Raw genomic sequence first — 22,734 nt, forward strand, 5'->3', positions numbered from 1 at the left:
AAGTACACCGTAAACGGTATGGAAAAATCGATGGACGTCGCTCCGTATATCAAAAACAGCCGCACCTATATGCCGGTCCGCTATGTAGCCGAAGCCCTCGGTGTGAGCAGCGACAACATCATCTGGGATGCCGATTCGCAAAGTGTGACCTTGATTAAAGGCTCCACGATTGCCCAAATGACCATCGGTTCGCCGCAGATGAAAGTCAACGGCACGACCATCTATATGGACGCTGCGCCGGAAATCACGTCGGATCGCACCATGCTGCCACTGCGCTTCATCGCCCAAGCCCTGGGCGCTTCGGTACATTGGGATGATGCAACCCAAACGGCTACTTTGAAGTAACCGTAACTGAAGTAACTGAAACTAAAATATCCCCTTCTCCAGAGGTTCCGGTTTAATGCCGGGGCCTCTTTTTTTTAAGATCCGATCTTTTTCGCCATTCCTTCGATGGGGGGAACAAGCAGGATTTTTCGCCCATAGATAGAAAACAATAACCATTCAAAAGGAAAAAGAATGGAGAATGAGATGATGAGAAAAGAAGTAACTCCCCCAATGACGTGGCGTACCGTGACCAAAGCCGGCGCAACGGTCCTCGCCATCGCCTGCGTAGCTGTGGGCTCGCTAGTCACACCTGCCACGGCCCAGGCTGATGTCTATACTGTCGGCACCGGCATCGCTGCATGCAACTTTGCTGCCGGTGGTGTACAAGTGGAATTTCCCGACCGTACATACGACAAGCCCCTACGATTGGAGCTACGCACCCCTGAAGCCAGCCGGCTGAAACCGCTCGATACCTTTTACGTTGTGCGAGCGACCGACGTCAGCTTGACAACACGTGGGACTACTCCCGTTACTTCTTTAGCCCAGCCCATGCGCATCGCCTATACGTTTAATACCATTGACCACAAACGCGCCAGCCGTATGAATACCGATTTGCCGATTACCCGTTTTCGAGTGGGCTATTGGAATGAAGCTCAAGGAACATGGCAGCAGTTGCCGTCAAAGATCTTCTGGAACGGCAATGAGGGCATCGTCGAAGCAGAATCTACGCTGGGAACTGGTCTTTATAGTTTGATCTGGACGTATGAAGCGGAGCCCCTTTTGAGCAACCTAGCCGATGATGAGATCCGCCTCATGGTCAATTATCAACAAGTGAAGTCGGCCGTGGCACCCTATTTGAAGGACGGACGGACGATGGTACCGCTGCGCATCATTGGGCAAGAACTGGGTGCTCAAGTGAGTTGGGATACTAAAGAATCGCGGATTGAATTGGTGAAAGGCAAAGACACATTAAAATTATGGGTTGGCCAACCGAAGGTGCTAAAAAACGATGAGCCTTTAGCCACCAATGCATTGAGTGACACCGTTGTTCCGGAGATTACGCAAGGAAGCACGTTTGTTCCTTTGCGCCTTGTGGCTGATGCCTTGGGTGCTACTGTCAACTGGGAAGGCAAGACGCGTACGGTCTATATCGGAACAAAGCAATAAAGCATAAAGCAGGAGAAAGGATCGGCAGCATTGAATAGATATTATAAGACAACAACCATGATCGCAGTAAGTATCATGCTCATCAGTAGCCTTGTCGGTTGCAGTTCGGCAAAACAGCAACCGGCGCAAGATCCGTCAATGAAAGAAATCGGCTCGGTAACCATCCCGAGGACGGAGCAAGAACAATTAAGCGAGAATAATCCAAACGTAGGTGGCGCTGTTCCCGGTAACGCAATTCTCAACGTCCAGGAAATTCGTGAACGACAGCAGATGTACCCAGTGGGCCCTTACGAGGTGACGCTTAGCAGTTACGATGCAAATACCATGACGACCAATCTCGAACTGCGCAACAATACCGATAAGGCCTTGTCCAAGGTTGTTTTGCGTGTCCGTAGTACAGCTGGGCAACCGGTATTCAAGACCAAAGAAACAACCGTGGCGATCAGTAGCAACGGTCAAGAAGCGCAGCTCGGCTCCCTTGCCTCCAAGCGTGGGCGCATTCTGCAAGTTGTCGGTGTCCCCAAAGAATCACTTTTGCTGACTGCGTCCGAAGGTCAAAGCCCCCAACTGCAGATTTTCCCTCAGCCCTAACCAAAGTTAACCAAAGACGATTCACCCCAAGGCTCTCTCTGCGCACTCATCGCGAGCAGAGCCTTTTTGCCATTACAAACCGGGAGGAAACGATTGTGCGGTCTAAATGGAAAAAGGCGCTCATCGTAACCGGCAGCAGTTTGCTGGTGGTTGCCGGCACGACGGTCACAATTATCTGGACACAATTTACCGAGATGGAGCGCCAATTTCTTTTCTCCGGCGATCCACAACGAGTAATTGTGGATCAATTGATCCAGGAAGCGATGAATGATCGAGACTTGCAGTTGGCGCCGGAACTCAAAGAGCGACTGGCCCAGGGGCAAACCGAGGGAGGGAGAGGAAGCGCACTTCCCAAATTAACCGAACCCCTGCCGCGTAGGACCGTAACTGGCATGGTGGGCACCATCAACAATACCGGCGGCAGCTTGACTACTTATCTGGGGAGTGATGACCGAAGCAGTCAAAGCCAAGGTGGTAACAGTGCCGCTGATGGAGCCATTGTGCAGGACCCCCAAGAGCAAATCCGCCAAAAATACAATGCCCAATTGCTCAGCTTACAGCAAGAAGGTGAACAAAATATCGATCAGATGCTGGGTAACGCCAAAAGTGAGTACGTCGCGGCCCGGTCACGGGGCTCGAAGATCGAAGCATTACAGATTGTTCGTCGGACCTACCAAGATGCCAAGCAAATGCAAAGCAGCTACCAACAGCGGTTTGAAGGGATCATTACGAATTTAGAAAAGGAACTTCAAGCCCAAGGATTATCGACGGAGATGGTACAAGACGCCCGCATCTATTATCAACAGCGTGTCCAAGAACAACAAGTTGCCGTATACAACAAATACATAAAGAAGCGCTAATCCCAAATTAAAGAAGCGTTACTAGCTCAGAGGTCCTGTTGGTCAGAGAACGCTTGCTGATCAAGGCATAATCGTTATATAATTGTACGTGAATATCTTTATTTTTCTTTCTGTAAGGTTTTTAATGGTATATCATAAATAACCTTACAGAAGCGTGTTTTCACGAAGGAACCGACGCCACTAATGAACCGACACCACAAACAATGATCCGTAGATGGAATTGACGAACAAATCTACCGATGAATGGCTTAATCGTGAACGGAGGTGGCGGAACTTCAGCGAAAACGTCCCGTTGTCCTTGTTAAGGTAAAGGTAAATCTCAAAAGTAGACTCAGCTTCCTAATTAAGAGCTTCAAGCTAAATATCAATCAGAAAGGTGGCTTTCACAATTACGATGAAAATACGGAATAGAAAAATCATCAGTACAGTGCTTGCTACCTGCATGATGGTCGGTACAAGCGTTCCTGCTTTTGCAGCGACGATCACCGACATTGCAGGGCACTGGGCCAAACCGTACATAGAGATATTGGCTAATGACGGGATCGTCAAAGGCGAGCCCGAAGGATCCTTCCGGCCCGATCGGCAAGTGACCCGTGCCGAGTTCACAACGATGATCAACGGCGCTTTTGGCCAATCGATGCCCTATGCCAAAGTTTCTTTTGCTGATGTGCAGGAAGACGATTGGTTCTATGGGCCGGTGGCTGTCGGTCGAGCCCTTGGCTTTGTTTCCGGTTACCCCGATAATACGTTCCGCCCTAATGCGCCGATTTCCCGGCAAGAGGCAGCCGTTATTGTGGCACGTACCTTAAAGCTGGATACGCAGACCGCAACGTCTACTGGTTTCGCCGATGAAGCGGACCTGGCATCATGGGCACAAGGGGCCGTCGGGGCCATGGTCGCGAAAAAGGTCATGAACGGCTATCCGAACGGCACCTTCCAGCCAGGCTCACCGATTACGCGCGCTGAATCGGCCGTAATGGTCAGCAAGGCGCGACAAGCCAAAGCAGGCATTACCCCCGGTACGACTAACCCACCGGAAGTGAAAGACTCCGTAATTAAAGGGAAGATTACTCTTAACGGTCAGGCTGTAGCCGACGCCACTGTCAATATCATTGTCAAAGAACAGAAAGGAATCAAAGCTTCAGCCGTTACCGATGTGAACGGTAATTACTCGGTTGCTGTTCCCGCAGGTACTTATGACATCGCGGTGACAGGAAACCGTGTTGTTGGCTATGCTGATGAGGTTGAAGTTAGCAAAGGCAAACAAGCCACACAAGATATCGCGGTGGAAGCAGCGGTGCGCATTTATGGTGTGTTGCGCGATGTGAACAATAACCGTTTAGGCAATACCACCATGGCCTTTTCCACCAACCCCATCTATATCACCACAACCGATAAAGACGGGAATTTCTCTATTTATCTGCTGCCCAAAGAAATCTACACCGTCAGTGTGATCAACCCCAATGACACAGCCAAGGGTTGGATTCAATTACCGGGCGTCGTCAAAGTCGATGTCGGCGATGCGCTAATCGATGATATCAAAGCAACCTTCAGTGCAACTGCTAGTGGTGGTACTGCTTCCGCTGGTGGCGGTGGCGGTGGCGGTGGCGGTGGTGGCACCTCGTACGTCATCCCTGATGTAGCAACGGCAACTAGCTGGGATGGGGGAGCACCAGGTACGCCGAAAACAGCTGATGGCAATGTTTTTGTTACAGGTGCAGGACTTACTGTAAAGAATTTAAAAGTAACGAAATCGTTAACCATTGACGCTCCTAACGTTACATTGCAAGATGTGGTGATTGAAGGTGACCTGCTCATCAGCGATAAAGTTGCTGATCAGGATGCGATCTTAATCAATGTTCAGGTCAAGGGGAAAATTTATGTTCGTGGCGGCGGTATGAACTCAGTTAAGTTGGATAATGTAAAAGCCGTAACGATTGTTGTCGAAAAAGGCAACGTTCGTGTGTTTGCTGACAATGGTACTGAAGTCACGGATGCCATCATCGTAAAAAACAGCGCCAAGATTGAAGCTTCTTCCGATGTAGGCTCCAGCATCGATATTGAGCTTCCGGCTGGTTTGCCCTCAGGCCTTCAGATTACCATTGTGGGTGAAGTTAATTCGGTGACCAACAACGCACCGAATCCGACCCTGATCATCGGTGACCCGACAAATCCTAGTGATACAACGAAAATAAACAATGTGACTTCCAAGGAACCATCTACGGTTCAAGTCCAAGGCAAAGCTGCGGTCACGAAAGTCGTAGCCGAGGCTCCGGTGAGTGTAGCTGTTTCCGGCGATGCAAAGGTCAATGGCGTGCAAATCACTGGTAACGCTGGTAGTACGACTGTAACGGCTACTGGTAATGCTCAAATTGAAAATATAGATGTTCGAAATGGGGCCAACAATACCACAATTGCTATTGCCCCAACAGCAACAGTTGGCAACCTCATCGTCGATGCTCCGATTACAGTTACTGGTGTGAACAGTGGTGAACAAGGTACCGTTAAAGCGGCTTCGTTTACCAGTAATGCGGGTGGATCCCAGATGAGCAAAGAGCCGACAGGCGATTGGTACACCGAAGTTAGCGTTCCGGTAGGCTCAGGCTCAGTCGATAACCTTTTGCCAACTGGCCAACAGACATACGGCAACCTTGCCCCGGTGATCAAGTCGTTCAGCCTAAAGCTAGTCAATGTTCAAACAAAAGAAACCAAAAGCATCAGCGCCGATGTGATAACCGATCCTACGGATCTTACCTCGGCGAAAAACACCGTAACGGTTGACTTGAGCAAGGTGCTCGCCGGTTGGAATATTGCAGACGGTTCCATTGAACTCTCCGAACCTAGTAAGATTCAGGTTACTAACACGGGATATTCCGGGAAGTCAACCACTCTGAACGGACAGACCTCGGTGATCAACCTAAAAGACATCATCAAAGCTCAGGTCCCACAAGCGGATCAGACAAATGACGGACTGCTTCTGTTTTCGGCATGGGTAGTATCTCCGGTTGAAGCAAGTTTTGATGACCAAGCTACTACGAATAACAAAGTTCGAACCTATAAGTTTGATGCAAAGTTTCCAAGCTATATTACGGGTGGTCAGGGGTAACCCTAAAGAAACGGTTTTGCTTCAAAAGTTGTAGTATTTCAGACTGCGAAGGACCTCTTCAGACTGCATCAAGCGTCTGAAGAGGTCCTTTTTTGATGACTACGTATGAGTAAAAAAGCCGACATGACTCCTCATCGATAAACAACGTCAAGAATGTGATTGAATGATAATTCGCTTTCCGATGGAAGCCGATTAACAGAACACGTAAACTCGTCTAAATTAGTAGTAAGTGACACTCGATAAAAGGATTCTTGTTACAATCGATTGCATTTTTCCATCATAATTGCTATATTAAAACAAAGTTGAAAAGAAGGTGTTAGCAAATGGAAAAGGCGGGAAATGGGAACCGCATTGTCTTACTTCTCCTCAGTGTGTTCCTATTAGGACTGGTCTTGGTAGCCCCGTTTTTTCGGGGCCTTTTTTATGAATCCGAAATGGGTATTCATCATTATGCGGTGGCCGTTTTGACGATCGCCTTTGGTACAATGTACTGGACGAGAAAAGATTGGCCCTCGCAGCCACATAATATCATTCAGTCACCTTATTTTATATCGATAGGAATTTTGGCAGTGCTTTATGGCGAAGCCGTTTTTTTTGCCGTAAACCCAAGGGAAGCACTGTTTACTTGGTTACGTCAGCTCGATGTTTTAAGCGTTTTTGTGATGATGTACATAGTAACATGGGCCTGGCGGGAGCGAATCGTTCGTTGGATAACCAAGACGTATGTTGAGATCGTCATGATTGGCATGGTAATCACAGGTGTTACCATGGCCGTCGTGGGGATATTGCTGGCACAAGGGTTTTTGACGTTACCTGGTGGTATGCTGGCCGATCGGATCAGTTCGACGCTCCAGTATCCTAATACGTTAGGCGCTTATTTAACGGTTACGCTGTGGCTGGCGATTCATCTGGCTGCTCACGAACGGCGCTTAACTTGGGCGGCTACCTATACGAGCGCGGCTTTTATTCTGATGAGCACGATCCTCGGTAGCCAGAGCCGGGGGCTGTTAGTGGTACTCCCGGTATTACTGGTTCTCTTCTTGCTTGGACAACGGGAACGGTTACAAGCGGCAAGTATTTTCGGACTTGTATTTTTGATGGCAGCTGGGTTATATGCGCAGACCGTAGGGGCACAAGCGCAGGCGACTCCATCCAATATGCGCGCTTTGTTCATCACCATTGGCGGTATCATCGCCTCTGGGGCGATTTGGGGGGGCATACGCTATCTCGCTCGCCAGCGCCATCGTTTGCGCGGTATTTCAAAAAATTGGATCATTGCCGCAACGCTAGGTGTAGTTATGCTTGGTGTTGGCGGATGGTGGGGCTGGAACAATGGAACTGCGGAGAACGCTGTCACTGCCCCGGCAAGTATCACGACCACTACCCCGGCAAGTATCACGACCACTACCCCAGCAAGTATCACGGCCAGCAACTCAGCAGATATGGCGACAACCACGCCAGCAGATATTGCGTCCCCCACCTCATCGGAAGCCTTGGCGGAAGAAACGGTAGCCAGCAGCACAACCGGAGGCGCTTTTGCGCGATTGGCTTCTATGAGTGCAGGGGACCAAAACATTCGGGAACGATTTGTATTTTATCGTGATGCAGCAACGATGGCTATGGAGCGCCCCTTGCTGGGATGGGGCGGCGGGGGATGGAAAAGCGCCTATCGAGCCTATCAATCCTATCTATATAATACGACGGAGACGCACAACCACTTTGCGCAAGTGTGGGTAGAAACAGGAACGCTGGGGCTGCTTGCTTTTGTCTTTCCTTTTGTGGCGATTGGCGTTGGCTTTGTTGGCTTATGGAAAAAAAGAGTGCTGTTGCCTGAAGCGGCCCAGGCATGGACAATTGGTGTAGCAGCGCTTGGCCTGGGAATCCATTCGTTTATGGATTTTAACCTTTCCTTAACGAGTGTTTTGTTGCTGTTATGGACGTTACTTGCCCTATTAGGGGCTTTGGAAAATCGTTTAGGTGTGGGCGTGGGCGCACTGTGGTCAGGCGCTACCAAAAAACTTGATCCATTGGCACCACCGCCGATGCTTCGGCCTGTGCTTATCTCCTTGATGGTTTTGGCTATACCGTTGGCCGGGTTTACGTTCACACTACGGTATGGAGATGCAAAATTAGCCGAATACAATGAAGCTATGCAACAAGGTGACGGTGAGCGGGCCATGGCAGCATTGGAAGCGGCGGCTAAAGTGGATACGTGGCGTGCGGAGTTCTCGGCAAAGCAGATCAAGATGTACATCGGTAGCATCGCCAACAACCCCGATCCCCGTGCGCAACAGTATATTGTAGCGGAGATGCTTAAATTAGCCAATAAGGCTATAGATTTGGACTCATATAATGGCGAGCATTATTTTCAATTGGCGCAAGTCTATACCATCACCGGGCAATACGATCAAGCCTTTGCGGCTGCTGAAAAAGCATTGAAATTACGCCCTTGGGTCGTCACGACCTATGAACAACTGGCGGAATCTTATATTAATGTAGAATTAAAAAAACGTCTGCAAGCAGGAGCAAGCGAGTCGGAGCAACCTGTACATACCGTAGAAAAGATGTCCCGTGTGCTGGAAATCGTGCACGAGGTGGAAGGGAAGAAGGCCACTCTTCCTGAAAACCTAAAAACCTTGTGGCGGCATAGTCCGGATATGGTGGTAACGCCGCGATTAGCTTTAACTGCAGGTCAAGCCGCGTTATTTCAAGGTGACTTAGCACAGGCAAAACGATATATGGAAACGGCGTTGAACGGTGCCGACAGTCAATTGCAGCCTTTGGTTAAAGCATGGTTGGGAATGGTTTTGGTCAAACAGGGGAATGCAACTGGAAACCAACTGCTTCAAGAAGCAAAGCAGGGTGGGTCGATCGTCGAGCAGGAGCTACAACGGATCGAGAAACTAAAACTGTGAGTTTTAAATGCTTGCTAGAGGATGAATGGGTGGGAGTTACATGTGGTCAATACTTCAACCAAGAAAAAGTGCATTCTTATTGATCGTTGCTGACCTCGTAGCTGCCAGTTTGTTCTTATGGCTCGGTACGCAACTTTTATTTCCTGAGCGTTGGATTCCGGAGAACTTTGAATCGATGCTTGGGACTTTACCTTGGATTTATATTGCCGTCGTCTGTGCGGCGTTGTTAATGGACCTTTACCATATGGAAGGGTCCTTTTCCCGTTACAATGTATTTATCTCGGCGATGATAGCCTCGGGATTGACCGTGATCGTAACCGGGGGGGCCAGTTTTTTTCTTCGGTACTTTGCTTTTCCGCGCAGTGTTTTGTTGTTCTTAGGGGCTACTTTGGCCGTTTATTTTTATCTATCGAGGTATGTTGTCGGGGAGTGGCATCGCCGCAGTGTGCACTCGATTAAGATCATCACCCAGAAGGACGTAGAGCAAGGACTGCTGCGCGTAACAGAGCGTGAACCGGTGGACATGATTGTGATTCAGGATTTTACGGATTTAAACTTACGCAAACTGGCGATTGTGGAAGCGGTAAAAGAAGCGGCTACCTTGCGGGTGGAGATCACACCGACCGATATTCTTTTGCATGGGGGCCAGTTGATTTCCCGAGATGGACGGATTTATATCGAGATTACACCCCGGACGGGGCAACTGCAGTTTATCGATGTAGCGAAGCGCGGATTTGATCTGTTGTTGGCTACGCTGGCCCTATTGCTTGCGCTTCCGCTCATGGCGATCATCGCATGCCTGATCGGCTGGGAATCGGGGCGACCGGTTATGTACATACAAGAACGTGTAACGCTGCAAGGCAAGCCCTTTCGGATTTATAAGTTTCGGACGATGATTCAAGATGCAGAGAAACAAACAGGGCCGACGTTGAGTAGTTTCGGAGATCCACGGGTAACTCGGATTGGCGCCTTTCTGCGGCGCTGGCGATTGGATGAGTTACCCCAGCTTTTCAATGTGCTTAAAGGAGAGATGAGCCTCGTTGGGCCCCGACCGGAACGACCGGTCTTTGTGCGAGAGTTTGAAGAGGAGATTCCTGAGTATCACCTTCGGCATTTAATCCCACCGGGGATTACGGGGATGGCGCAGATCTATGGCCGCTATTCGTCTTCTGTGGAGGAGAAGTTGATCTATGACTTGTATTATTCCAAAAGGCGGGGGCCGCTCAGTGATCTGATCTTGTTGATCAAAACCATTAAAGTGGTCATGCAAAGGGAGAAGGCGGGATGACAAAAGCGAACTTTGACTTAAAATCCTGTAAGCATGAACTTTTAAATCAAGGGGGTATTTCAGCAACCAGTACCCTCAAAGTGATACAAGTGATCACGCTCTCGGAAACCGGTGGAGCACAACGGGTTGTATTCGAGCTCTTGAAAGGATTGGAACATTTATCTCAGTCTGCGGAAGCACCGGTAAGATATGATTTATCCTTGGCCTGCTTCCCGGGAGGACGACTGATTGAGCACCTACAAACCGAATCTCCTGGAGTTCGGATCTATCCATTGAATAATATGAGACGAAATATTGACTTCCGATATGATTTAAAAACCTTTTGGGAGTTGTATCAACTCTTTCGCCGTGAGTCTCCGGATATCGTTCATTGCCACAGTTCGAAAGCGGGTTTGCTTGGTCGTTTGGCTGCCAAATTAGCGGGAGTTTCATGTATTCTTTTCACTGTACATGGATGGAGCTTTTATGGTACTGCTGGCTGGAAACGCCGGATCTTTGTTGAATTAGAAAAAATCATGGCGTTAATTACGGATAAGATAGTCTGTGTCTCCCATAAAGATTATCAGGAAGGCTTTAAAGCGGGTGTTTTTATTGACCCTCAAAAGGAAAAAAAAGAACACTCTCAGTCAAGAATCAGCGTGATCCACAATGGTATACCAGGGGAAGTAAATCGGGAGCCAAGAGAGAATAAAGAACGGGAATGGTCCGCTTTGTTCCGGGTCATTACAGTAGGAAGACTGGCGGAGCAAAAAGATCCATGGTTGTTTTTGGATGCCGTCGAAATGTGGAAGGAAAGAACGAAAGAGATCCCGGTCGAGTTTACCTGGGTTGGTGACGGACCGCTCGCCGTGACCATTCAGGAAGAGATCGAGAGGAGGGATCTTGGTAATATGGTGGCTTTACTGGGTGATCGGGAAGACGTGGATTATCTGCTTTCACAGGCCGATGTCTTTTTACTTACCTCGAAATGGGAAGGCTTACCGATTGTTATCCTAGAAGCGATGCGCGCAGCGGTTCCCGTGGTTACCGTAGACGTTGGCGGTGTGAAAGAACAGATTATTGACGGGGACACAGGCATTATCGTGCCCAATAGAAACCCTGAAGATATAGTAACTTCATTAGAACGAATGGCCCAAGATGAGATGTGGAGACGGAAGTTGGGTAACAACGCACGCAGGAGATTTCTTGCCAATTTCACTGTTGAGAAAATGATCAAGACCTATGAGAGATGCTATATATCAGGTATGTTGGTGCGTAATAGCAAGGCAATGATTGCTGAGCGCTATCCGATGTCATCCTCGGGCAATGAGGAATCATTGCGATGACAGCAGGTAACGAGGCTTTGGTCAATATTCTTTTATCGACGTATAATGGTACAAAATATCTTGTGCCCCAATTAGACAGTTTAATCGCGCAGGATTATGCAGCGATACATATTACTGCCCGTGATGACGGTTCTACGGATCAATCGTGTAAACTGCTTGAAGATTATTCTTTGAAATTAAAGATGCAACCGATGGTTGGCAGAAAACGCAGCTTGCAACTGATCAAAGGGGAAAATATCGGTGCTGCTCAAAGTTTTATGCAATTAATTCATGATGCTTTACCGGATGCCGGATATTATGCATTTTGTGATCAAGATGATGTCTGGTTACCGGACAAGATGTCCGTAGCGATTCGGGTCATTCAAGAAAGAGAAAGGCAAAATGCTGATTGCCCGATCATGTATTGCTCCAGGGTTACTTTGGCTGATGAAGATCTACATTATCTAGGTGAGTCAAAAATTCCCCAGCGAGGACCTGCTTTTGCTAATGCATTGTTGGAGAATATTGCATACGGATGCACGGTTGTATTTAATCAGGCTGCAAAAAAGCGGATTGTTGATCAGCGACCTACTTTTTTTCTATGGCATGATTGGTGGCTTTATTTAGTTGTTTCTGCCTTTGGACAAGTGATCTATGATCCGGTGTCGCGGATCTTCTATCGTCAACATGGCGCGAACTCGGTAGGAAGCGAAGCAAATCCATGGACGAACTGGAGGCGCCGTATCCGACAATTTTTACATAGAATGGGCCGGCGAGGGCAAAAAAATGAGGTTATCCGACAAGTTGAAGAATTTTATCAACTACATTACGCTGATCTGATAGAAAAAAATGCGGGAGAGATCAGTTTTTTATTACAAAGTCGTTGCAGTCTTGCCCAACGTCTGCGGTATGCTTATAACGGCACTGCTTTTCGGCAAGATCGATTCGATGATGGATTATTTAGGTTGTTGTTGTTTCTGAATTTAATTTAGACAAAATAAGTCCCCATGGGATTGAACAGAAAAGAGGAGCAAACATGCCAGGCATGCTTAAAGCAGGGATCACCATTTTTGTAACCGGTGGGGCAGGGTTTATTGGATCGAACTTTTTGAACATCATGGTTCCCCGTTATCCGGAGATTCACTTTGTTAATGTCGACAAGTTAACTTACGCGGCCAACTTGGAAAACCTTAAAATGATCGAAGCGTTGCCGAACTACACTTTTGAACAGTGCGATCTTGTAGACGCCGTTACAGTTAAAGCGTTGTTTGAACGCTATCAGCCCAACTGCATCGTTCACTTTGCAGCGGAAAGTCATGTGGATCGAAGTATTTTGGGCCCGGCGGCGTTCATGCAAACCAACATCATCGGTACCTTTCATCTCTTAGAAAATTGCCGAGCCTTCTGGGGGCAAAATACCGACGTGCTCTTTCATCATGTCAGTACGGATGAGGTCTATGGAACGCTTACTGATCAAGGATACTTTACCGAAGAAACCCGCTATGATCCGAGCAGTCCTTATTCGGCATCTAAGGCAAGCAGTGATTTATTGGTGCGTGCGTACCACCGAACCTATGGGTTACCGATAAAGATTACCAACTGCTCAAATAACTACGGGCCACTTCAATTTCCTGAGAAGCTGATTCCGTTGATGATTCTCAATGCGCTAGAAGAGAAACCGCTTCCTGTATATGGCCAAGGAACAAATGTGCGTGATTGGCTTTATGTGGCCGATCATTGTGAGGCGATCTGGGCCGTGATGGAACGCGGACGGGTTGGTGAGACCTATAACATTGGTGGTAATAGTGAGAAGAAAAATATTGACGTAGTTCGGCAGATCTGTTCGTTAATTGCAGAAGAGACAGGGAAGGATGCTGGCGATCTATGTCGGCTCATTACCCATGTAACGGATCGCCCAGGGCATGATTTTCGTTATGCTATCGATGCTACCAAAATTAAGAGTGAACTAGGGTGGTTTCCAAAGGAAGACTTTGCATCGGGGCTTCGTAAAACAGTTCGTTGGTACATTGAGAATTTGGATTGGGTCGATCGAGTGCGTTCAGGTGCTTATACCGAATGGATGCAGCAGAATTATAATAATCGGATGGCGAGAATGTATAAAGTCTAAGTCTATAAAGAATGCGTGAAGTGAATATATAAAAGTTAGTAGAAGGAGATACATATGATTCGCAAAGGTATTATTCTTGCCGGTGGCTCAGGAACCCGCCTTTACCCGCTCACGCAGGCTGTAAGCAAGCAACTTATGCCGGTTTATGACAAGCCCATGATTTATTACCCTTTATCTACTTTATTGTTAGCTGGAATCACCGATATATTAGTGATCACAACTCCACAGGATCAGTATCAGTTTCAAACCTTACTAGGCGATGGCAGCCAGTGGGGAATATCGATTCAGTATGCTGTGCAACCCAGTCCTGATGGCCTGGCCCAGGCCTTTATCATTGGGCGTTCGTTCATTGGGAATGAGGGATGTGCCTTAATCTTAGGCGACAATATATTTTATGGACATGGTTTGACAGAGTATCTTCGCCGGGCTAGCCAGCAAGAAGAAGGGGCTACTGTATTTGGCTATTGGGTTAAAAATCCGGAGCAATATGGGGTGGCTGGGTTTAATCGAGCCGGAAAGGTCACATCCATTGAAGAAAAGCCAGCGGTACCGAAATCGAATTATGCTGTTACAGGATTGTATTTTTATGATAATCAAGTCGTTGATATGGCAACAGAAATACAACCGTCGGCTCGGGGGGAACTAGAGATCACGGATATCAACCGTTTGTACCTTGAAAAAGGACAACTTCGATTAGAAAAACTAGGGCGTGGATTTGCCTGGCTGGATACTGGAACCCATGAGTCGTTGCTGCAGGCCTCAAGCTATATTGCAACGATTGAAGAACGGCAGGGGTTAAAAATCTGCTGCCCAGAAGAGATTGCTTACTCCCAAGGATTAATTAATGCCGAAAAGTTAGAAGCGTTGGCAGCCATGATGAAGAAAAATGCCTATGGACAGTACTTAAGTCGCTTGATTCAGGGGGAGAAAAGCTAATGAAAATTATTGAGACTCTGTTGCCGGGAGTACTTATCTTTGAGCCTCGAGTATTTGGAGATCATCGAGGCTTTTTTTTAGAAACTTGGAATGCGGAACGATATCATAATGCGGGTATCTTGCAGCAATTTGTTCAGGATAACCTTTCTTTCTCCAGTTATGGTGTATTACGGGGGCTGCATTATCAAAAACCGAACATGCAAGGAAAATTGGTCTACGTATTGCAAGGTGAGGTCTTTGATGTCGCTGTTGATATACGCAAAGGATCAAGAACCTTCGGCCAATGGGTAGGTGTTACTCTATCGTCGGAGAATAAACGGCAATTCTATGTTCCCGAAGGGTTTGCTCATGGTTTTTGCGTAACCAGTGAGACCGCACTCTTTGCCTATAAGTGCACTGATTTTTACTTGCCCACCGCTGAACATGGAATACGCTGGGATGATCCGGATATCGGCATCGATTGGCCAATCGAGAATCCTATATTATCAGAAAAGGATCAAAAAGCGTTGTTGTTACGGGATTTAGCGGAGGAAGATTTGCCAGAGTTGTGCGTAGCCAAGCGCGATGTAGATATCGACGCTGGGATTTCGTTGAAAAAGCAACAGCCTTCATCTCCGGTACAACCGGAGGTGTTACCATGAACCCTCATCAAGCTCATCCGACTTCGCCGTTAGCGATGTTCAAAAGTCTCTGGCTTAATCGACATCTTATCAGTCAGATGACTCGGCGGGAAGTGATAGGTCGCTATCGTGGTTCGATCATGGGGCTGGCTTGGTCATTTTTTAATCCGGTACTAATGCTTTTCGTCTACACCTTTGTTTTTTCCGGTGTATTCAAGTCTCGCTGGGGCGTAGGTGGGGAAGAGAGCAAAGCTGACTTTGCTATTATCCTCTTTGTAGGGATGATTGTGCACGGTCTTTTTGCTGAATGTCTCAATCGTGCGCCTTCGCTGATTTTATCTAATGTCAATTATGTTAAAAAGGTAGTCTTTCCGTTAGAAATTTTACCGTGGATAGCAATGGGCTCGGCGTTATTTCATAACTTGGTGAGTTTAGTTGTATTATTACTGGCGCAGCTTTTGATCAGTCATTCTTTGACTTGGACGAGTCTGCTGTTTCCAGTTGTGCTGGTTCCACTGATCTTGGCCAGCATGGGATTTGCATGGCTTCTGGCTGCGCTGGGGGTATATGTGCGTGATATCGGTCAGATCACGGGTATTTTCACTGCGGTACTCATGTTTATGTCACCCGTTTTCTACCCGGTATCAGCATTACCGGAGGCATATCAAAGCTTCTTGCTTCTCAACCCATTGACACTCATTATTGAGGAAAGCCGCAAGGTCTTAATCTTTGGTAGCATGCCCGATTGGCCCGCATTGGGCATCGCATGGCTTGCCGGACTTGTCATTGCCGCAGGTGGTTTCTGGTGGTTTCAGAAAACACGCAGGGGGTTCGCGGATGTACTCTGATGATATTGCTATTCGAGTAAATAACCTTTCTAAGTGTTATCATATCTATGAGCGACCCCAGGACCGATTGAAGCAATCGCTCTACCCTCGCTTTCAACAACTTATGGGCAGGCAACCATCAACATACTTTCGTGAGTTCTGGGCGTTACGTGATGTATCTTTCGAGATAAAAAAAGGGGAGACTGTTGGGATCATCGGACGTAATGGTTCGGGCAAATCAACCCTTTTACAAATCATCTGTGGCACTCTTACCCCAACCGGAGGCACGGTGGACACTAGGGGTCGCATTGCTGCGTTGCTGGAACTTGGCTCGGGTTTTAACCCAGAGTTTACAGGACGTGAGAATGTATACATGAACGGATCCATTCTTGGGTTGAGTAGAGAGGAAATGGATGCCCGCTTTGATGATATTGCTGCTTTTGCCGATATTGGTGAGTTTATTGATCAGCCGGTAAAGACATATTCGAGCGGGATGTACGTGCGGTTGGCGTTTGCAGTTGCAGTTGCCGTTGAACCTCAAATTATGGTTGTTGACGAAGCCCTTTCTGTTGGGGATATACGGTTTCAAAACAAGTGCCTGCGTCGACTAGATGAAATTAAGGCGTCTGGTTGTTCAATTCTTTTTGTGTCGCATAGTTCTACAATGATCGAATCATTTTGTGATAGTGTAGTGTGGCTTGAACAAGGGGAAATAAGAGATTCAGGTCGACCTAATGAGGTTGTTAGACGATATGTGGACTACATGGCACACGGTGTGAATGACAGTGGTAATAAGTCTGTGTTCGATATTGGTATAGAAACTGAACAAAGTTCTAATGGATGGGAATGGATACGCATTACGGATCAAAATAATGTTCGTGCTCTAGATGATTATGCGTTTAAGCGCATCCGAGTTAAGGTTGGGGAGGAACCAAATGCATCCCGACTTCCTTGTGAGCCAACTGTGATTGAGATTGAGTGCGAATTTCTTGCATTAAAACCAATTGAGTTCCCGCTTTTTGCTGTTGGCATCTTTAATGAACTAAATGAACCGGTAATTCATTGCAATTCTAATAATCTTGGAACTCGGATGATACCCATTGTGGATGGTCAGTTGGTGACTTGCCATTTTAAGGCAACCATTCCGGGGCTACGTCCGGGAAAGTATTTGCTTGCTATCGGGATGGATGAAGGTTTGCTTGGGGCGCATCAACTGCTTTGCCATGTTTATGATGCCTGGGTTTTTCAAGTACTATCGCCACGTAGCGGACGAATACAAGGTGGATATGTGCAAGTCCAAGATGCGACCATTAACTTGCAAATTATGAAGGGAGACAGACAGTAACAAATGAATCTTCATCTTCCCGTTAACTATGTTTCGCAAGGTGAGTGCACTCATTATCTGGATCTTCCGGGGAATCTGTCTTATCAACCGCATGTTTATGAACTACTTGGATTCCTGGCAGAGCGTGCTGGGGTTCGCTATATCATTGATATCGGGTGTGGATCAGCAACTAAGCTTACCGCTTATGCCGATAAGTTTGAAATAATATGTATTGATTGTGCCGACGCGTTGAATTTGGCACGTAGTCAGGTGCCGGGGGCGACCTTTATTGAGTGGGATTTGGAACAAGGAATCCCCGATACAATCAATGATTTTCTGAGCAGTGCTGTTGTTGTATGTGCAGATGTTATTGAACACTTAAAAAATCCTATTCCACTCACCCGCGCATTGGCAACACTATCTAGGATATGTCCCTATATTCTAATTTCCACGCCTGATCGTGTGCGTGCCCGCGGCATACTCGATAGTGGTCCACCCGCGAATCCTTCTCATATTCGAGAGTGGAGTTTTGATGAATTCGGACGATTTTTGCGTAATTCTGGTTTCCATGCTAGTTTTTTTGCAGGTCATACCATTAACACTGACTTTCACGGTGCAAAGACGACTACACTTGTAATATCTGGTGCCCAAGCTGGGAGGCCAATAAGTGGAGCAAGGGCCAGTGTGGCAGCGATAACCCATGTTTTCAATGAACAAGATATTTTGTCGGAAGTAATCCAGCATCTTCATGCAAATGGAGTTGAAGTTCATATATTTGATAACTGGTCTAATGACGGAAGTTTTGAACTCGCTAATTCTCTTAAGGAGCAGGGGCTATGTAAAAACGTACAGCGGTTTCCTATAAACCCTACATCAGATTACGAATGGCATAGCCAGTTACAGTATACTTCTGAGTATGCGGCTTCACTCGATGTTGAATGGATAATGCATCATGATGCAGATGAGTTGCGTTATTCACCGTGGCCCCAAGTAACCCTTTCGGAAGCATTTGCTCATATCGATTCACAAGGTTATAACGCTGTTGATTTTACAGTTATTGATTTTCGTTTTCTTCGTTCATCACCTCAGGTAGCGCCTCCGTATCAAAGCTCCTTAAATTGGTTTGAGTTTGGCCGAAGACCAGGACATCTCAAACAGATTAAAGCTTGGAAGAATTATCGACTTCCGGTTGATCTGGCATCCTCTGGTGGACATGACGCTGTGTTTGAAGGGCGACGGATATATCCATTGAAATTTTTGATGAAACATTATCCACTTCGATCAAAATTACAGGCCGAAAAAAAAGTATTCAAGGATCGGTTACCACGAATGGAGCGGGAACAACGCGAAAGAGGTTGGCATATTCAATATACTCAATTTGAGGGGACTAATGAAATTCGAGGGTGGGAACGGCATACACTTTTGCCTTGGCATTCGACTTTCTTTGATTCAGAGTTTTTGGTTGAACGATTAAGTGGGGTTGGTTTAGTTTGATGTAATGTAGTACTCATTAAAAAAATAATAATCTCCGATGTGCGAATTATGAGGTGACATTAGGTAGATGAAATACATTTGGGATCATGAGTATAATCTTTTTCGGTGTGAAGAAATAGACGATTTTAGCTATTCTGATGGTGCGGAAGTTGAGCAACGGATTTTTCGGATCATTCAACAAGTGAGTGATCGTAGTACTTTCTCAACGGAACTACTAGAGCATATTACAGACTGGCCATCCGAATATCATCTTAGCCGAGCACGGCACTGTTTGATTAGACCACTTGGAATCAAGCCGGGTGATAAGGTATTAGAACTAGGTTGTGGTTGTGGGGCGATTACACGTTACCTGGGTGAGATCGGGGCAGAAGTTACTGCTGTTGAGGGCAGTATTATGCGTGCTCGTATAGCGGCAGAACGTTGCCGGGATCTTAATAATGTTAAGGTTTTCGTAGATGATTTATTGCGCTATGAAAGCGAAAAAAAGTTTGATTGGATTTTATTAATTGGTGTTCTGGAGTATGCGCCGGTTTTTGTAAAAGCAGATGAACCAGCGCAGCATTATCTTCATTGTGTTTCACGATTATTATCCTGTAATGGCAAACTAGTGATTGCCATAGAAAATAAGCTCGGTCTCAAATATTTTAATAACTGTGCCGAAGACCACCTGGGGGTTCCTTTTTATGGTTTGCAGGATCTTTATAATGACTCCACACCTCGGACATATGGTCGCATCGAGTTAATTCAACAGCTTACTTCCGCTGGTTTTAGCAATTATTACTTTCATTACCCTTTTCCCGATTATAAACTTCCTGCGGTTATTTTCTCTGAAGACGCATTGAAAAACGAACGATTTGAGGTAATCGATTTATTAGCGAAAGTAAATTCCCGTGATTATTCCGGCTCGTCTTACCGTTTGTTTGATGAATCTCTGGTATTTAATTCATTGTATGAAAACGGGCTAATTGAAGATTTCTCCAACTCGTTTCTGGTAGTTGCTTCTCAAAATGATATCTTACTTCATAATTCGGACAAGATAGCAATGACCTTTGCTACAAACAGAATACCCGAGTTTACAGTATCTACGAGTTTCTTACATTCTGAGAATGCTATTAATGTCCTTAAGGAGCCACTTCAAACAGGATTGCGGCGCAATCGAAAGTCTCAAGACGGTTATAACCTTCAAAACGTACTTTCCATGACGGCTTATCAGCCAGGATATCAAATATTATGGAGGTTATTGGCTGTACGAGCAGCTGGGGGGAGTATAGAGGACATCGTAACAGAGTTATATCCATGGATTAGTTATTTAATGCAATGTGCAAAAGATATAAAATATGGTGAATTCGCCGCAATCCAAAACGATACAAAAAAAGAAAAGTATAATTTGGCGGAATTTGTTGTTCCAGGTAACTATATAGACTGTACTCCTTTTAATCTCCTCAAAACTCGAGAGGGAGCCATTATATTTATTGATGATGAGTGGCAAGCTGAATGCGAAGTACCACTCGGTTGGATTGTTACAAGGGGAGTACTTCATTCTCTGGGTGTAGGACTTGCAAGCAGAGATTCGATAAAAAGTATTACTGAAGTCGTCCGGGCACTTGGTAATGTGTTTTATTTGTCCGTTACAGATGAAGAAGTCATATCCTGGATCAATATGGAAAAACGCTTTTTATCGTTGGTTACCGGTCAGGAACACTTAAAATTCTCAATATCCGAAAAGAATACCACTTCCGGCTTGGTTTCTTTAAATTATGCATTAATAGAGCGTGACAAAGAGTTAGCAGTGGTAAAACAGGAAGTGGAAGAGCGAAACAGTCAGATTTCAAGATTAGAACAAAAAGTTATGGAACAATCTAATCAAATAGTAACTCTGATGCAGACTGTTACCGAACAGGACAATCATCTGACGACATTGTCACAAAAAGAAGCTAATTGTAGTAGTCAAGTAGTAATTCTTAACGAGTTATTGGTCGAAAGGGATAATCAGGTTTTATTGCTGGAGAAATCAATAAATGAAAGCGATAAATTGATAAGCGAAATATACGCATCGAAATCATGGATATTAACAAAGCCGCTTAGAAATGCTTTGAGAATATTTAACGGGAAGTTTATCAAAGAATCTAATTGTGATATTTTCAAGAAGATGGTTAAGATTAAAAGGTTGTTAAGGACGTCGAAAGAACTGTTAGCGAGGGGAGCGTTCGAGGAAGTATGGAGAAGAATCAAAATAAAATTACATTTCTCAAAAGAATCAGGTCAAATTCAAATCCCGAGAATAAATAAGAAACTTGAAGATGGTATCGTAATACTAGCTACAAAGCACACGCTATTTGTTGCCATGTTAATTAAAAAGTCTTTTTCGGAATTTGGGTTCAATGATATAGTTATTCTGGACAATGAACCGGATCATTATGAAGATAAGATTCATATAGTTATATGTCCGCAAATGTTTTCAAAAATGCCACTGCAATACATAACCTTTCAGATGGAGCAATCAGTAAGTTCCCGGTGGTTTACTAAAGATTATTTTAATAGATTAGAAAATTCAATGGCTATTATGGATTATTCGTTGGCTAATATTAAATTTCTGCAACAAAACGAATTATCCTATCGACAGATTTTTTACACACCCATTTCTAGTATAAATGATTTATCGGAATTAATGTTAACGAGAGGACATGAAAGTAAATCTCCAACAGGAGAGGCGGAATATGATGTTGTCTTCTATGGTGATGTAAATTGTCCTAGACGAATTAAGTTTCTGGAAGAAATAAAAAAGAATTTCAAATTATTGATTATTTCTGAAGTATTTGGAGAAGATTTGTATAGACAGTTAAAGAAAGCTCGAATCGTTTTAAACATTCACTATTATCAAAATGCTTTGTTGGAGACAACACGAATATACGAATGCCTTTCTTTAGGTCTAGATGTTATCTCTGAAGAAAGCTCTGATATCGAAGAACATACGAATTTGAGGGAATTCGTTACTTTTACACCCATTGATGATACAAAAGCCATGATAGATGCTATAAGGCAAGCTTTAGTCTCGAAAAAGAAGAAGGTCAGCAAGCTTCCAGTGGATATTAATCATTTTTCTTTTTATTTTGGAAGAATGCTTGTAGCGATGGACTTAATGCCTATTGAAAAGATTCTTGACTTACTTCCCTTAGGAAATTTAAATCATACGATTGCCTTATCCCTTCCGGAAACATATTTGAGGAGAGAGCATTTTAGTCGTCTATATCCTCAAATACCGATATTTCATGGTTTGCGGCATTATCACGGTTGGATTGGTTGCGCCTTAAGTTATAAATTTTTGTGTCATCAGGCGAAGCGTAGTAATCTTAAATATCTTTCCGTTTGTGAAGACGATGTTCAAATGAGTAATAATTTTATTGAGAAATGGGATGTTGTTCAACGGTTTTTATTTAACGAATTGGGAACTGATAACTGGGATATCTTCTGTGGAGTTATTGCTGATGTTTCAGACGATGTGAATGTTGTAGATGTAGTAGACTATGAAGGCATACGATTTGTTACGATCGATAAAATGACTAGCATGGTTTTTAATATATATGGAAAAAATGCGATTGAGGCAATTTCAAATTGGGATTCAGATAATAGAGATGTGCAAAGCAATACTATAGATCGCTATCTTGAGAATAGAGTTAAACTTAAGGTGGTAACAACAATCCCTTTTATTGTTGGGCATGAACCAGACTTGAATTCGACCTTATGGAATTTTAAGAATAATGTGTATGACGATATGATCTCTAAAAGTCAAACGAAGCTTATGAAAAAAACGGAGGCATTTCTGGAACTAAAAAATTTACACAATGATTAA

16 protein-coding genes are annotated in these 22,734 nt (G+C 45.3%); all 16 read left to right on the forward strand.

All coding sequences use genetic code 11. The features are described from left to right. Positions 1–345: copper amine oxidase N-terminal domain-containing protein (locus EDD73_RS07840; protein ID WP_131919234.1), on the forward strand; the 345-nt coding region annotated here is incomplete at its 5' end. Between the two features lie 183 nt (positions 346–528). Then, positions 529–1,491: a copper amine oxidase N-terminal domain-containing protein gene (locus tag EDD73_RS07845; protein WP_207668841.1), complete on the forward strand. Its 963-nt coding sequence runs from the start codon at positions 529–531 to the stop codon at positions 1,489–1,491. Between the two features lie 30 nt (positions 1,492–1,521). Beyond that, positions 1,522–2,082: a hypothetical protein gene (locus EDD73_RS07850; protein ID WP_131919236.1), complete on the forward strand. Its 561-nt coding sequence runs from the start codon at positions 1,522–1,524 to the stop codon at positions 2,080–2,082. 95 nt (positions 2,083–2,177) lie between these two features. After that, positions 2,178–2,942, forward strand: a complete 765-nt coding sequence (locus EDD73_RS07855) for a hypothetical protein (RefSeq protein ID WP_131919237.1) — start codon at positions 2,178–2,180, stop codon at positions 2,940–2,942. 394 nt (positions 2,943–3,336) lie between these two features. Then, entirely contained in the window at positions 3,337–6,048 is a 2,712-nt protein-coding gene (locus EDD73_RS07860) for an S-layer homology domain-containing protein (RefSeq protein WP_131919238.1), read from the forward strand. A 323-nt stretch (positions 6,049–6,371) separates the two neighbouring features. Continuing rightward, positions 6,372–8,963 (forward strand): O-antigen ligase family protein, encoded by a 2,592-nt coding sequence (locus EDD73_RS07865; protein WP_131919239.1) that lies wholly within the window; start codon positions 6,372–6,374, stop codon positions 8,961–8,963. A gap of 40 nt (positions 8,964–9,003) precedes the next feature. Then, on the forward strand, positions 9,004–10,251 hold the full coding sequence (locus EDD73_RS07870; RefSeq protein ID WP_165876388.1) for a sugar transferase: 1,248 nt from the start codon (positions 9,004–9,006) through the stop codon (positions 10,249–10,251). Beyond that, positions 10,248–11,576 carry a glycosyltransferase family 4 protein gene (locus tag EDD73_RS07875; RefSeq protein WP_131919241.1) on the forward strand — a complete coding sequence of 443 codons (1,329 nt, stop codon included), beginning with the start codon at positions 10,248–10,250 and terminating at the stop codon, positions 11,574–11,576. Before EDD73_RS07870 ends, EDD73_RS07875 begins: the two co-directional genes overlap by 4 nt. Then, positions 11,573–12,547, forward strand: a complete 975-nt coding sequence (locus tag EDD73_RS07880) for a glycosyltransferase family 2 protein (protein ID WP_131919242.1) — start codon at positions 11,573–11,575, stop codon at positions 12,545–12,547. The genes EDD73_RS07875 and EDD73_RS07880 overlap by 4 nt, the downstream gene beginning before the upstream one ends. A gap of 44 nt (positions 12,548–12,591) precedes the next feature. Continuing rightward, positions 12,592–13,683, forward strand: coding sequence for a dTDP-glucose 4,6-dehydratase (rfbB, locus tag EDD73_RS07885; protein WP_243116839.1), 1,092 nt, complete (start codon positions 12,592–12,594; stop codon positions 13,681–13,683). 54 nt (positions 13,684–13,737) lie between these two features. Beyond that, positions 13,738–14,619, forward strand: a complete 882-nt coding sequence (gene rfbA / locus EDD73_RS07890) for a glucose-1-phosphate thymidylyltransferase RfbA (RefSeq protein ID WP_131919243.1) — start codon at positions 13,738–13,740, stop codon at positions 14,617–14,619. Beyond that, entirely contained in the window at positions 14,619–15,260 is a 642-nt protein-coding gene (gene rfbC / locus EDD73_RS07895) for a dTDP-4-dehydrorhamnose 3,5-epimerase (protein ID WP_131919244.1), read from the forward strand. The genes rfbA and rfbC overlap by 1 nt, the downstream gene beginning before the upstream one ends. Continuing rightward, the gene (locus EDD73_RS07900) at positions 15,257–16,087 is read left to right on the forward strand and encodes an ABC transporter permease (protein WP_131919245.1); all 831 of its coding nucleotides are present in this window, start codon (positions 15,257–15,259) and stop codon (positions 16,085–16,087) included. The genes rfbC and EDD73_RS07900 overlap by 4 nt, the downstream gene beginning before the upstream one ends. Then, positions 16,077–17,411 (forward strand): ABC transporter ATP-binding protein, encoded by a 1,335-nt coding sequence (locus EDD73_RS14885; RefSeq protein ID WP_165876389.1) that lies wholly within the window; start codon positions 16,077–16,079, stop codon positions 17,409–17,411. Before EDD73_RS07900 ends, EDD73_RS14885 begins: the two co-directional genes overlap by 11 nt. A gap of 3 nt (positions 17,412–17,414) precedes the next feature. Next, complete coding sequence (locus EDD73_RS07910; protein ID WP_131919246.1) at positions 17,415–18,884, forward strand: methyltransferase domain-containing protein; 1,470 nt, start codon at positions 17,415–17,417, stop codon at positions 18,882–18,884. 67 nt (positions 18,885–18,951) lie between these two features. Then, positions 18,952–22,734 carry a methyltransferase gene (locus EDD73_RS07915; RefSeq protein WP_131919247.1) on the forward strand — a complete coding sequence of 1,261 codons (3,783 nt, stop codon included), beginning with the start codon at positions 18,952–18,954 and terminating at the stop codon, positions 22,732–22,734.

Origin of the sequence: Heliophilum fasciatum (assembly GCF_004341395.1) — a bacterium.
GTDB lineage: Bacteria > Bacillota > Desulfitobacteriia > Heliobacteriales > Heliobacteriaceae > Heliophilum > Heliophilum fasciatum.

What these genes read in the sequence shown, in the direction of transcription:
- EDD73_RS07845 (WP_207668841.1), top strand. Translation starts at nt 529, where the DNA reads ATGATGAGAAAAGAAGTAACTCCCCCAATGACGTGGCGTACCGTGACC.
- EDD73_RS07860 (WP_131919238.1), top strand. Translation starts at nt 3,337, where the DNA reads ATGAAAATACGGAATAGAAAAATCATCAGTACAGTGCTTGCTACCTGC.
- EDD73_RS07875 (WP_131919241.1), top strand. Translation starts at nt 10,248, where the DNA reads ATGACAAAAGCGAACTTTGACTTAAAATCCTGTAAGCATGAACTTTTA.
- rfbA (WP_131919243.1), top strand. Translation starts at nt 13,738, where the DNA reads ATGATTCGCAAAGGTATTATTCTTGCCGGTGGCTCAGGAACCCGCCTT.
- rfbB (WP_243116839.1), top strand. Translation starts at nt 12,592, where the DNA reads ATGCCAGGCATGCTTAAAGCAGGGATCACCATTTTTGTAACCGGTGGG.
- EDD73_RS07910 (WP_131919246.1), top strand. Translation starts at nt 17,415, where the DNA reads ATGAATCTTCATCTTCCCGTTAACTATGTTTCGCAAGGTGAGTGCACT.
- EDD73_RS07865 (WP_131919239.1), top strand. Translation starts at nt 6,372, where the DNA reads ATGGAAAAGGCGGGAAATGGGAACCGCATTGTCTTACTTCTCCTCAGT.
- EDD73_RS07870 (WP_165876388.1), top strand. Translation starts at nt 9,004, where the DNA reads ATGTGGTCAATACTTCAACCAAGAAAAAGTGCATTCTTATTGATCGTT.
- EDD73_RS07900 (WP_131919245.1), top strand. Translation starts at nt 15,257, where the DNA reads ATGAACCCTCATCAAGCTCATCCGACTTCGCCGTTAGCGATGTTCAAA.
- EDD73_RS07880 (WP_131919242.1), top strand. Translation starts at nt 11,573, where the DNA reads ATGACAGCAGGTAACGAGGCTTTGGTCAATATTCTTTTATCGACGTAT.
- EDD73_RS14885 (WP_165876389.1), top strand. Translation starts at nt 16,077, where the DNA reads ATGTACTCTGATGATATTGCTATTCGAGTAAATAACCTTTCTAAGTGT.
- rfbC (WP_131919244.1), top strand. Translation starts at nt 14,619, where the DNA reads ATGAAAATTATTGAGACTCTGTTGCCGGGAGTACTTATCTTTGAGCCT.
- EDD73_RS07915 (WP_131919247.1), top strand. Translation starts at nt 18,952, where the DNA reads ATGAAATACATTTGGGATCATGAGTATAATCTTTTTCGGTGTGAAGAA.